Annotated in this window: 9 protein-coding genes; 4 read left to right on the top strand and 5 right to left on the bottom strand. The window is 65.2% G+C overall.

Features of this window, described 5'->3' with window-relative positions; genetic code table 11:
* From Aple_RS35190 to Aple_RS35180, 3 genes are all read right to left on the bottom strand, one after another.
* Positions 1-1,471: outer membrane protein assembly factor BamB family protein (locus Aple_RS35190; protein WP_170321808.1), on the bottom strand; the 1,471-nt coding region annotated here is incomplete at its 3' end.
* A gap of 1,041 nt (positions 1,472-2,512) precedes the next feature.
* Complete coding sequence (locus Aple_RS35185; RefSeq protein WP_155349062.1) at positions 2,513-2,947, bottom strand: plasmid mobilization protein; 435 nt, start codon at positions 2,945-2,947, stop codon at positions 2,513-2,515.
* 5 nt (positions 2,948-2,952) lie between these two features.
* The gene (locus tag Aple_RS35180; protein ID WP_155349061.1) at positions 2,953-3,261 is read right to left on the bottom strand and encodes a BrnT family toxin; all 309 of its coding nucleotides are present in this window, start codon (positions 3,259-3,261) and stop codon (positions 2,953-2,955) included.
* Between the two features lie 587 nt (positions 3,262-3,848).
* On the opposite strand from Aple_RS35180, the gene Aple_RS35175 reads away from it, so the two are divergent.
* The 4 genes from Aple_RS35175 (at position 3,849) to Aple_RS35160 (ending at position 10,969) form a co-directional block, all read left to right on the top strand.
* Complete coding sequence (locus Aple_RS35175; RefSeq protein ID WP_155349060.1) at positions 3,849-5,552, top strand: hypothetical protein; 1,704 nt, start codon at positions 3,849-3,851, stop codon at positions 5,550-5,552.
* A 465-nt stretch (positions 5,553-6,017) separates the two neighbouring features.
* Positions 6,018-8,117 carry a cellulase family glycosylhydrolase gene (locus Aple_RS35170; protein ID WP_155349059.1) on the top strand — a complete coding sequence of 700 codons (2,100 nt, stop codon included), beginning with the start codon at positions 6,018-6,020 and terminating at the stop codon, positions 8,115-8,117.
* 60 nt (positions 8,118-8,177) lie between these two features.
* Positions 8,178-9,266 carry a cellulose binding domain-containing protein gene (locus Aple_RS35165; RefSeq protein WP_155349058.1) on the top strand — a complete coding sequence of 363 codons (1,089 nt, stop codon included), beginning with the start codon at positions 8,178-8,180 and terminating at the stop codon, positions 9,264-9,266.
* 251 nt (positions 9,267-9,517) lie between these two features.
* Complete coding sequence (locus Aple_RS35160; protein WP_155349057.1) at positions 9,518-10,969, top strand: family 43 glycosylhydrolase; 1,452 nt, start codon at positions 9,518-9,520, stop codon at positions 10,967-10,969.
* Positions 10,970-11,038: 69 nt separating this feature from the next.
* Here Aple_RS35160 and Aple_RS35155 read toward each other — a convergent pair whose 3' ends face one another.
* Together Aple_RS35155 and Aple_RS35150 are read right to left on the bottom strand one after the other, a co-directional pair.
* A complete protein-coding gene (locus Aple_RS35155; RefSeq protein ID WP_155349056.1) occupies positions 11,039-11,845 on the bottom strand; it encodes a DeoR/GlpR family DNA-binding transcription regulator in 807 nt (268 codons plus the stop codon).
* On the bottom strand, positions 11,845-13,155 hold the full coding sequence (locus tag Aple_RS35150) for a family 4 glycosyl hydrolase (RefSeq protein WP_155349055.1): 1,311 nt from the start codon (positions 13,153-13,155) through the stop codon (positions 11,845-11,847). Before Aple_RS35150 ends, Aple_RS35155 begins: the two co-directional genes overlap by 1 nt.
* Positions 13,156-13,190 lie beyond the last annotated feature (35 nt).

Here is a 13,190-nt window from a genome sequence, read left to right as displayed (position 1 = left end):
GTGTTGGTGTGGGGGTTGGGGTTGGGTTGGCTGGGAGTCTGAAGGAGTAGAACCTTGTGCTTGCGGTGCCGCCGCGGGAGTAGCCGTTGCCCCAGTACAGTTTGCCTCCGACGATCGCTGGGCCGGCGTTCGACGAGCCGGTGCCCTGGAACTGCCATAAGACCTGGCCGTTGCTGGCGTTCAGTGCGTACATGTAGTTGTTCATCGAACCGACGTACACGACGCCGTTGGCGTAGGTGACCGGGCCGATCGATCGGCCGCCGCGCGGCTCGGGGACCTGCCAGAGGAGTTGCCCGGTGGCTGCGTCCAGTGCGCCGAACGAGCTGTAGTTGATCGTCTGTCCGTTAGGGAGCTGGTACGAGACGTTCCCGGCGTTGCTCGATGTGAAGAACACGCGCTGGCCGTCGGTGGCGGTGCCCCACTGGATACCGCCCTGCGTCGAGCCTGGGCCGACCGAGGCGCTCCAGATGATCGCCCCGGTGGCCGCGTCGAGCATCCAGAACTCGCCGCTCTTCTGGCCCGCGCCCACCGCACGGCGGGTCGTCCCGTTCGGGCCGGGGAGGTTGTAAAGGTGCGTGCCGTCGCCCGTGTCATGGTCCGGACCGGGATCGGGGCAGTTGTTCGGCGGGAACCCCGGCAGGCAGGCGAAGTTCCATTCGTCGAAGCGGGGCGGCCCGGTGTTCCACTTGATCGCACCCGTGGTGAGGTCCATCGCGATGATGGCGTCCTTGGCGTTCCACGACGGCAGACACTGCTGCGGCGTGCCACCGTTGTCCTGGCACTGCCGCGCGCTCTCCGGGATCGAGTAGTTCTGCCCGGTACCAATGAAGATCGTGTTACTGGCCGGGTCGATACTCGGCGTCGTGCCCCACACGGACGCGCCGCTGAAGATATCCCCGCCCGCGCCCTGGTTCGGCAGGGTGTACGACTTCCACCGCTGCGCCCCCGTGGCCGCGTCAATCGCCACCAGGCTGCCGCGGAACGTACAACAGTCGTAGGCGGCGTCCGAAGCCAGGGAGAACTCGTCGGAGGAGACGCCCTGGTACAGAACGCCGTTGTAGTAGACAGCCCCACCGGTCAGTACGGCCCGCGGATGCGGATCAGTCGCCACGTTCCACCGCAGGTTGCCGTTGGCGGTGTCGATCGCCAGCAGCCGGGCTCCGGACTGGGTGCCGATATAAACGGTATTACCGACCACGACCGGGCTGGTACGAGCGACCACAGTGCCAGTCGCCCCCACATACGACGCGACGGAACGGGACCAGATCACCTGACCCGTATTCGCGTCCACCTTGTGGAAGAACCCACCCCAGTCCGGAAAGTAGACGGCCCCGTCCACCACAGCGGGCGTCGCCGAAACGTCGCCCCGCGTGGTGTACATCCAGTTGAGCTCCAGCCCACCCACCGTCGAAGGACTGAGAATGCCCTCCGTCGGGTTGGACCGCGTGTTGCTGATGTTCTGCCCACCCATTGACCATTGCGGATCATCCGCGGCCCCCGCAGGCGTCGTGACGACCACGACAAACGTAGCCGCCGCACACACCGCAGCAACCGCCGACGCGGTCACCACTCGTCCAAAAACAGATGTCACACCGCCTCCTGAACCAATATAGTTGACAGATATAAACATAACTTGCGAGCGATTAAGCCTTTTGAAACTTTCATAAGACAGGCAAATCGTTACTAAAATCACAGCCGAGCGCGCAACATGAGACAGCGCGCGAACTCACAGCGCATTAGTCATTTGAAACTTTCAAAACACCATCAAGTCGTATATTGAAACTTTCACAACGCCGGGCAGGCCACACTAAAATCACAGTCGGTCGCGTACTCCGGGACAGTACATAGACTCGACCAATCCGGATGCCTCCACCCGTGCCGTACTCGCCGCATCGCCGACCACGGCGATCCTGGCACCACCGCTCGACGATCCAGCCGGCTGAATCAGATGGCCCGGCAGGTGCGGTGAGCGCGCCTCCCCTAGGCCGTTCGGATACGGCTTTCCTGCACAGCAGGACAGCGTGAAACGCGTCGGAGGACGAATCAGCAGCTAGATAATCACTCGACAAGCGACCGAAGTGAATCTAGTGACCGTTTAGTCGAATCTTGTGTCGCAGGTGGAAGAGATTGTCATGCAGTCGCAGCACGCATACCGGACCGACGCATCAAACGATCTGCGATGCCACACAGTGGAAGCTGACGGGATTGGAAGCTACTCTGACATCGACCCCAGCATGTTGCAACGATCGCGACATAGTGTCGACCAGGTTGAGCTCCAGGTCACCTGCGGAGCCAGCGCAAGTCTCCACAGCAACGTAGGCGGCGGGTCCGCGGCATTCCGCGCCTTGCCGACCGCAGCGGACATGTTTCGCACGGAATAACCTGCCCTGAAACTGGCCAGGCCACTGATAGTGCAAGCATCCACCACGCGCCCGATTAGTCGCGTTGATGTGGTTGAGTACACCACCATTCGTAGCGCCAGAGGCCCGCATGATGAGGCCTCCGCTATGGGCTACTTCTCCGCTTTGGTCTTCTTCTTCCGTCCGCGATGCGACGATCTGAGAACCAATGATTGAGCGCTTTCACTTGGCGGGTCATCGAGTCTGATGCCGCTACGCTCCAGCAGCGCCACGATGTTATGAACCGAATCTTGAAGTTGCCTGGTCTCACTTCCCGAGAGCACAGCCGCAGGCGGGCTTGAAGGTGCCGTCGCCGCGGCCTCCAGTCCGACCTTTCGGAGCCATGCGCTCAGCTTCATGCCTACCGCCTCGGCCGCTGCGACCAGCACGCCAAGGTCATCCGGGCTGACCCGCACCGAGACGACACGATCAAGAGCAGTTCGGGTGGCGTCCGTCGCCACCTGCTCACGATTGTCGTAAAACCACTGGCCACGCTCAGCCTCGCCCATCTCGGCGACATCCTGTGCGGTCGGCTCGTCCTTATTCATGATCATCATTTCCCTTTGGGTGTGTCGTAAGCAGTGATCGGTCTGGCGATCTCCATTTCATACTCACCCCAATCGCGTATCTTCGTCACCGGATAGAGCACCACCACAGTGACCCGCCTCCCGGCGTCGGTCACACCGACCAACAGATAGTGATCAGGGATCGGTTCCCCGTTTTTGCGTGACTGGTAGACATCGGGCTCATTACGAACGACCTGCTCGATCTCCTCCCGAGTGACCCCATGCCGTTGAGCGTGGCCGAGATTAGCCTCATCCCAGTCCAATGGCAGCTCGATGATCGGATACGGCTTGCTCATCGACAGCCCTTCACGTCATACAGACTACCCCGACCTTGTCATACGAAACAGTCTACGCACCTGTCTGCGCCAGGGCATCCGATGCAAGCCACCTGGCCAGAGCCACCTTGGGCTCAGCAGGTCGGAACGACCACCTTCGCGCCATATGACCAGGTTGGCATGCTGGCACAGCGGCACCTGGGGAGCCCTCTCTGCTCTGATGCGACATTGTGGTCCAGCAGAGAGCGGGAGTCGGTGATCCCTCGCAACCACGCCGAAGTACCTCAACCCTTCAACCTCTGTAGCTGAAGAGTTGGCGCATCCTGCGGAAGCTACGGTGCAGTCCTTGCAAGGCCGGTCATCTGTTCAAGGCCAGCGTGATCCTCAAACCATGGAGTCACCTGGGATCAAACATGTTCGCTGATAGTCCAGAAATCACTTTTCGGACATGAGCCCGGAAGTGGTTTGTCCGGCTTTGTAGACTTTGGGCGCAGATGGCGTCGAGGAATTGGTCGTTCCGTCAAGCGAATAGTCGGTAAGCTGTACAAAGTCGATGCAAATGCTCTATAGAGCCAAACCGGAAGAACAAACTGAATCGTGGAGGAACGGTGGGTAATGGCCGCTATCGGACGGTGTTTCATACGGCGCTGAGTCCCGCCGACGCATTTGCCGCAGCCCGGCAAGAACTCCGATCGTGGCTGATCACCAAGAGCGTCCGCCAGAAGATCGATATCGCTGCGTACGACGCGGGCCACGCCCAGCTTGGCGATGGGATCGTACTCCTCCGCGACTCGAGGACGGACGGCGACGGCACCCAGACAAGCAATTGGCAGCTGCGTGAGCACAAGGACAACGGCTACTGGTTGAGCTCACTCGTGGTTCACGCGCCCGGCAAGATCGCTTCCCAAGAGGAACGTACATGGTTCTGGCTAGACGTCGAGCATGTGCGAAAGGGAGATGATGGCGAGATCGGGCCGCCCTCCCCGGCCGCTCTCCCCAATCTCGCTCGAAAGCTGCTGGCCATGGTCGATGCCCGCGACCACTGGGCGGAACTCAGGCCGACCCCTACCATCATCCGGCCGGACCGAGTCGAGGAGCTCCTGGAAATCCTCACAGACGAGCGCCGACGGCTTCCGGTGGTCGTAGCCTCGCCCCATCCGCGCATTTTATTCGATACCTGGAAGAAGACGATCGATAACGTCACCAGATTCCTGCCGGGTTTGGCGAGCCTCTACGTCATGGATCCGCTGGCCATTGAAGACTTCAATCGCGCCGTCGGCTTCGCTTTCGAGGTGAGAAGCGGCGGTGTGCGGACCTATCTTCCCGACCTTGATCTGGCTATCGACGAAGACGCCGTCCGGCACCGCGTCCTGTCCGGAGCCCGGATTGAGGCGGACGTGAGGAGATCGGCGCAACTGCTCACCGCCATTCCAAGGCAACTTTCAGCCGATGGTCGGCTGCCCGAGCCTCTTAGTCGCCTGACCCGCGGTACCTTTGCCTCTCGAGCTGCCAGGAGCACAGCGGCAGAGAGCCCAGCCATTCCATCGTACGACTTCTCAATACTCATTCAAGAGAATGTTGCAATTCGCGGGGAGAACGGAGAACTACGCGAACTGCTGGAACTCGCCGGATACGAAGAGCGCAAACTTCGCGAGAACACAGCCGATCTTCAGGACGATATGATAGGTACGGCCGCCGAACTCGAGACTGCGAACCAGAAGATCGCGGAACTGGTCGATTGGGTCCGAGTTCTCCGGCAGAGGCTCGCATCGGCGGGCCGCGCTGCGGATGCGTACGTGCCGACCGATACCCCCACTCTCCTGCCGACCCAACTTCCCGAGGTTTTGACCCGGCTCAAGGAACTTGATCGAGTCGAGTTCACCGGTGACGACGATCCCGTGTGGAGACTGGAGGAGAAGGCCCAGTCCTCAACTTGGGCGCAGACAACCTGGCTGGTCGCGCTCGCCCTGCAGGATTATGCCGAGGCTGTAGTGGGGCACAGATTCAACGGCGACTTTCGCCGCTGGTGTACCGAGCCCCCCTCGGGGGCCTCCGCGATATCCGCCGGGAAAGTGAAGACGGACGAATCCGAATCCGTGCAGAATAACCAGAAGATGCGGCGCCTGCGGATACTGCCGGTACCGGCCGAGGTCGAGCCCACTGGGCGAATCTACATGGGCGCCCATATCAGAATCGGCGGCGGGGCCGGTATGAGCGCGCCAAGGCTGCATTTCTACGACGACGCCCGAGGAACCGGGAAGATCTACATTGGCTACCTCGGCCCGCATTTACCAGTAAAAACCACCAACTAGCTAGCCTTCTTAAAGGTGAACTGGCGCCAATCGTGAACGATCCGCTTCCGAGGTCCGCAGGCCAGTTTCCTCAGGGCAGCCATCCGCCGCGCGGTACGGATGACGGCCCGCCCACACCGCCTCCGAGGAACCCTTCCGGAAATTTCACAAGATCGCCGATATTTTCGGGCTCGATGGCGTGGATATTTCCTGACATGACATCAATGGCCAGGTAGAGGTTCCGAAAGCTTTCGGAAGTGACTTTTCGCAGCTCAGCGGGACCAGATGAAGGTTTCAGTGGTGTTCTGGACCTTGTCCAAGGTCAGTGGAGGTGTCTTGATCCTTCACCCTGGGACGCCCTTGTGAAGCAACACGGGGTCGGAGAGCGTTGGGAGCGCTCCCAATGCCGGAGGAAGGTCGGGTCGGGTGCTGCTTGGCCGCTTCAAGAAGGCGGTGTACCCATCGACTTCGTCACGGAGAACATCTATGCGAATTCACCGCAAGTTGTGGCGTAGAGCCTTTGCGGCCGCAGCCGCCGTGCTCCTCGGCACGATCGGGCTCGCCATGGTTCAGACCGCTGCAGACGCCGCCGTGTCGTGCTCGGCCACCTACGCCAAGAGCTGGGACAACGGCAGCGCCTTCGGCGCCACGGTCACGGTGACCAACACCGGCGACCCGCTGACCAGCTGGACGCTGAGCTTCGACTTCCCCAACAACCAGGTGATCACCCAGATGTGGGACGGCGTGCCCACGCCCGCGACGCCCACCCCGGCGGGTGCGATCATCACCATCAACCCGGCCTCCTACAACGCCGGCAAGGGCACCGGAGCGACCTGGAGCGTCGGCTTCAACGGCACCTACACCGGCGCCAACACGAATCCGGCCGTCTCGTGCACCGGCACCGGTTCTGGAGGAACGCAGCAGACCCTGGTGGTCTCCGCCACCAGCGTGAGCGTGCCCGAGGGCGGGACCGCCGGCTACACGGTCCGCCTGCAGTCCCAGCCGTCCGGCAACGTGACGGTCACCAACACCGCTGGGGCCGGTGACAACAACATCACCGTGACCGGCGGCGCCACCCTGACCTTCACCAGCGCCAACTGGAACATCCCGCAGACGGTGACCTTGTCGGCCGCGGAGGACGCCGACACCACCAACGGGACCAGGCCCATCACCGTGGCATCCAGCGGCCTGACATCCGTAACGGTGAACGCCACCGAAGCCGAGAACGACATGTCCTGCGCGCAGGCTCTGATAATCACGCCCATCGGCGTGAGCGTTCCGGAGGGATCGACGGCAAGCTACACGATCCGGCTGGCCTGCCAGCCGACCTCCAGCGTGACGGTCACCAACACCGCGGGCAGCGGCGACAGCGACATCACCGTGATCAGCGGGGGCACCCTGACATTCACCAGCGCCAACTGGAACATCCCGCAGACCGTGACGCTCGCCGCCGCGGAGGACGCCGACAGCGTCAACGGCAGCCGGCCGATCAACATCGCCTCCCCCGGCCTGACCACGGGCACCGTCAACGCCACCGAGTCCGACAACGACGGTGGCACCGGGGGCGCGGCACCCGCTCTGCACGTCTCCGGGAACCGGCTGGTCACCTCCACCGGCGCCACCTACCGGCTGCTGGGCGTGAACCGGGCCAGCGGCGAGTTCGCCTGCGTGCAGGGCAAGGGCATGTGGGACAGCGGCCCGGTGGACCAGGCCTCGGTCGACGCGATGAAGGCCTGGAACATCCACGCCGTACGGATCCCGCTGAACGAGGAGTGCTGGAACGGCACCAACGGCACGCCCAGCGGCGCCGCGTACCAGCAGAACGTCAAGGACTATGTGAACCTGCTGGTCGCCAACGGCATCACGCCGATCGTGGAGATGCACTGGAACTACGGTCTGTACACCGGTCCTGGCGCCGGCTGCTCGGACACCGCGGCGACCTGCCAGAAGCCGATGCCCGACGCGCAGTACGCGCCGATGTTCTGGACCGGCGTGGCCAACGCCTTCAAGGCCAACACCGCGGTCGTCTTCGACCTGTTCAACGAGCCCTTCCCGGACGCGGCCGCGAACTGGAACGCGACCGCCGGCTGGACCTGCTGGCGCGACGGCGGCACCTGCACCGGCATCGGCTACCAGGTGGCCGGCATGCAGTCACTGGTCAACACGGTGCGCGCCACCGGCGCCACCAACGTGATCATGCTCGGCGGCCTGACCTGGTCCAACGACCTGAGCCAGTGGCTGACCTACAAGCCGACCGACCCGACCGGCAACCTGATGGCCGCCTGGCACACCTACAACTTCAACGCCTGCTCCACCACCTCCTGCTGGGACAGCCAGGTCGGCGCCGTCGCCGCGCAGGTGCCGGTGCACGCCGGTGAGATCGGCCAGGACTCCTGCGCCCACAACTACATCGACCAGGTGATGGCGTGGGCCGACACGCACGGCGTCGGATACACCGCCTGGACCTGGAACCCGTGGGGCTGCGGCCAGGGCAACGTGCTCATCACCGACTACAACGGCACCCCCACCAGCTCGTACGGCGAAGGCTTCAAGGCCCACCTGCTCACCCGGAACCCACTCTCCTAGCACCGACTCGGCCGGGCCCGTCAACTGGCGGGCCCGGCGGTCCCTTTGAGGAGTCACCCCATGCTTCGCAGATCCCCCCTGTACGCCTTCCTCGCCGCGCTCCTCGTGGCGGTCACCATCGGCGTCGCCCTGCCCGCGCGATCGGCGATGGCGCCCGTCCGGATCATGCCGCTCGGCGACTCCATCACGGCCGGACCGGGGTGCTGGCGCGCCCTCCTGTGGCACCGTCTGCAGACATCCGGATACACGAACATCGACTTCGTCGGCAGCGACCCCGACGGCGGCTGCAACTACGGGTTCGCCTATGACGGGGACCACGAGGGGCACGGCGGCTTCTCCGCCACCGGCATCGCCGACCAGAACCAGCTGCCGCCGTGGCTGGCCGCGGCCAGGCCCGATGTCGTCCTCATGCATCTGGGCACCAACGACATGTGGGGTGGCTTCATCCCCACCAGTGCCGTACTCGCCGCGTACACGAAGCTGGTCGGCCAGATGCGGGCGAGCAACCCGAACATGAAGATCATCGTGGCACAGATCATCCCGATGAACCCGTCCGGTTGTTCTACCTGCGCGGCGAGCGTGGTGGCGCTCAACAACGCGATCCCCGGCTGGGCGGCCGGCCTCACGACCGCGCAGTCGCCCATCGCCGTCGCGGACCTGTGGACGGGTTTCAACACGGTCACGGACACGGGCGATGGGGTGCATCCCAATGACGCCGGCTTCCAGAAGATGGCCGACCGCTGGTATCCGTCGGTCGCGCAGGTGCTCAGCGGGGTGATCCCGACGCCGACGGTCAGCCCGACGCCCACGCGCAGCCCGTCGCCGTCCCCTTCGCCCGCTGACCCCCGGTGCACCGCCACCTACCAGGTGATCTCCCAGTGGGGCGGCGCGTTCCAGGCCGAGGTCAAGGTGACCAACAACTCCCCGACCGCCTCCTCCGCGTGGACGGCCTCCTTCACCTTCGCCAACGGCCAGCAGATCAGCCAATCCTGGAACACCACGCTCACCCAGAACGGAGCCGCCGTCTCCGCGCGCAACGCAAGCTACAACGGCAGCCTGCCGGCCAGCGCGTCCACCACCTTCGGCTTCATCGCCTCCTGGAACAACACCACCAACGCGCTACCCCAGGTGAGCTGCGCACTCAGCTGAGCACATCGCGTGGGGGCAGGCTCGCCCGACCCGCCCCCACGCACTGCTGATGTTAACGATCACATTGGGATATTCGCTGAAAGTTTCAGTTTTTGTTGACATATCCAACGAATTGGCGCGGTCATTCTGCTGGATATCGCAAGGCGGCGTTGACAGCGTGCTCGCGAGCTGTCAAAGATGCCTGCAAATCCCGCTGAAATATCGACCTGAGATCCGGCTCGCAATGTTAGCGCCAACATCGAGGAGGGTTCATGACCCGAAGAACCGTGGCGATCCTGACAGCGCTGCTGTTGTGCCTGGTCCCCTGGCTGCCGGCCGCGGCGGCGACCTCGTACACGAACCCGATCAAGTCCCAGAAGGGCGCCGACCCCTGGCTGACGTTCTACAACGGCAGCTACTACCTGATCACCACCTCGTTCACGAACACCCTGGTGATGCGCAGGTCGCCCACGCTCGGCGGGCTCGCCACCGCGCCGAGCGTGCAGGTCTGGCAGGACACGACGGCCTCCCGGGGCACCAACATGTGGGCGCCGGAGATCCACATGGTCAACAACCGGTGGTACCTGTACTACTCGGCCGGAGCCGTCGGCTCGGCCTGCTGCGACAGCCAGCGCACCCATGTGCTGGAGAGCGCGGGCTCCGACCCGCTCGGTCCGTACGCCTACCGGAACATGCTCACCGGCTCCAACCTGACCCCCGGCGGCTGGCTCATCGACGCCGGCCTGATGCGGCTCAACGGGTCGCTGTACCTGCTGGGCAGCGGGTTCATCGGCGGTAGCGCGCAGAGTCTGGTGATCGCGCCGATGAGCAATCCGTACACGGTGAGCGGCGCGTTCACCCGGATCTCCAGCCCGACATTCAGCTGGGAGACCCAGGGCGGCACGGTCAACGAAGGCCCGGCCGCGCTGCAGCGCGGCAGCCAGACGTTCATCGTCTACTCGGCCAGCGCCTGCTGGGGGCCCAACTACAAGCTCGGACAGCTCACCTACAACGGCGGAGACCCGCTCAGCGCCTCCTCCTGGGTCAAGAAGTCGACCCCGGTGTTCCAGCAGGCCGGCAGCGTGTACGGCCCGGGCCACAACGGCTTCTTCACCTCCCCCAACGGCAGCGAGAACTGGATCGTCTACCACGCGAACAGCTCGTCGGCCGGCGGCTGCGACAACGGCCGTACGACCAGGGCGCAGAAGTTCACCTGGAACTCCGACGGCAGCCCCAACTTCGGCAGCCCGGTCGGGACCGGGGTCTCGCTGGCCGCGCCGGGCGGGGAGACGGCGAGCACGCCCAGCGCGTACCGGCTGGTCAACCGCAACAGCGGCAAGTGCCTGGAGGTGAGCGGATCGTCCGGAGCGGACGGCGCGAACGTGCAGCAGTGGGCCTGCAACGCCGGCAACAACCAGCGCTGGCGGATCGAGGACCAGGCCGACGACACCAGCAGGCTGGTCAACGTGGCCAGCGGCAAGGTGCTCGACGTGGCCAACTGCGGCTCCGCCGACGGCACCAACATCCAGCAGTGGACCTGGCTGAACAACACCTGCCAGCGGTTCCGCCTGGTCACCACGGCCAGCGGCTGGGTGCGCCTGGTCAACCAGGCCACCGGCAAGGTCGCCGACGTGGCCGACTGCGGGACGGCCGACGGCACGAACGTGCGGCTGTGGTCGTGGCTCAACAACAACTGCCAGCAGTGGTCCATCCAGCCGGCCTAGCCAGGGACGAACTGGCCGTACGTCTACTGAGAACCTCCCCGGAGCGCCCTGACCGCGTTCCGGGGACCCTCAGGACACCAGGTCGACGGCGGTGCCATGTTCGCGGGCGGCGGTCACGAAGTCGGGGGGTGCGTCGGCACCCGTGATGAGGAGGCTCACCTCGGGGAGGTCGCAGATCGGGGCGAGGCCGATCCGGCCCAGTTTCGCGGAGTCGGCGAGGACGATCTGGCGTTGCGAGGCGTTGATCATGCGGCGTTTGAGTTCGGCTTCGAGCAGGTTCACGCCGGTGACGCCGGATTCCAGGTGCACGCCGTGACAGCCGAGGAACACCGTGTCGGCGTGGATGCGCTCCAGCATGGGAGCGCCCAGCGGGTCCACCAGCGAGTGGGTCACCGGGCGCAGGGTGCCGCCGGTGACCAGCACGGAGAAGCGCGGGATCGCGGGCTCCAGTTCCACCGCGACGCGCAGGCTGTTGGTGAAGACCACGATGTCGGACAGGTCGCCGCGGGCTACGAGCGCGCGGGCGAGAAAGGTGGTGGTGGTGCCGGTGTCGATGATGATGCTCTCGCCGTCGGACACCAGGGCGGCGGCGTGCCGGGCCAGCTGGATCTTCTCGATGGCCGAGTCGCCCAGCGCCACCTCGTACGACGGCTCGGCCGGGGGCGCGGACTTGACCTGCATCGCACCGCCGCGAACCCGCCGGAGCGCGCCCTGGCGGTCGAGCAGTTCGAGGTCACCCCGGATGGTCACGCCTGACACTCCGAAGATCTCGGCCAGGTCGGTGACCCGGACGAACTCGTGCTCCAGCACCAGCGCCACGATGCGGTCGCGCCGAACCGAGGCCGCGATATCGACAGCCGGGGGGGCCTCCTTCATCAGCCCGTCTCCCCGCGCGTGATGCCGGCGGGCAGGAACGCCGCGTGCGCCTGGACGAGCTCGTCGCACACCGCCTCGATGGCCGCCAGGGGAAGGGTGGCCGAGGTGTTGGGGTCGAGCATGGCTGCCTGGTACACCGCCGATCGTCGTTCCTCGAGGGCCGCTGTCATGGTCAGCTCTACCACATTCAGGAACGTCCGGTTGAGCGCGGCGAGCTGGACGGGCAGCGACCCGACCGGCAGCGGGCTGATACCCCCGCCGTCCACCCGGGCCGGCACCTCCACGCAGGCGCTCGGCGGCAGGTTGTCGATCAGGCCGTCGTTGGGGAGGGTGAGCTGGACCTCGCGCGGCAGGCCGGTAAGCATCGAGTGGATCACCTCGGAGGCCATCTCGAAGTGTTTCCACCGGGCCAGCACCGGCTCGCCGGCGGCCAGCGCGCCGCGCAGCCGCTCGTACGCGTCGAGTTTCCTGGCGCGGCGGCGCAAGCTCTCGTTGAGCGGCAGGTCGAGCCGGAGCACCTCCTTCTCGTGCGGCAGGAACCAGGGCACGTATTCGGCGGCGTGCTCGCTCGACTCGGTGGGGAAGTAGCCGAACCGCCGGTAGATCTCGGCCCGGGCGTGGCTCCGCAGTTCCGGGTCGTCGGCCATGACCAGGTCCAGGTCCCCGTACAGCGACTGGCCGCCGCTCTCGAAGCGGAGCACGAACGCCTGGTGGTTCAGCCCGGCGGTCAGGAAGTCGATGTCGCCGAGCTCGCGGCCGATCAGGTCGGCGAGCAGGGCGTGGGTGTCCCGGACCGAGTGGCAGAGCCCGGCCACCCGGCGCAGCGGAGTGCCCGCGACCACGGCCGCGCACAGGGTGGCCATCGGGTCGGTGTAGTTGAGCAGCCAGGCTTGCGGGCACAGCCGGACCATGTCGCGGGCCAGCCCGAGCAGGACGGGGATGGCGCGCAGCCCGCGGAAGATGCCGCCGAGGCCGAGCGTGTCGCCGACGGTCTGGCGCACGCCGTAACGGCAGGGGATCTCGAAGTCGGACAGGGCCGCGTCGTAGCCGCCCACGTCGATCTGGCAGATCACGAAGTCGGCCCCGGCCAGCACCGCCTCGCGGTCGGTGCCGGCCTCGATGACGGCGCCGGCGGCGGTCTCGGCGTCCAAGCGGCGGGCCAGCGTCTCGGCGGTGGCGAGGCGGGCGGGGTCGATGTCGTGCAGGGCCACGCGCAGCGTGCCGGCCAGCTCGGGACTGGACATCAGGTCGGAGAGGATCTTGCGGGTGAGCTCGACGTTACCCGCCCCGACGAAGGCCAACTTTGCCATCCGAAACCTCCTGAAAGCAGGAGCCTACCGTTTGG

It is taken from the genome of Acrocarpospora pleiomorpha (genome assembly GCF_009687885.1).
Lineage (GTDB): Bacteria > Actinomycetota > Actinomycetes > Streptosporangiales > Streptosporangiaceae > Acrocarpospora > Acrocarpospora pleiomorpha.
This window is presented reverse-complemented; position numbering and strand designations above follow the sequence as displayed.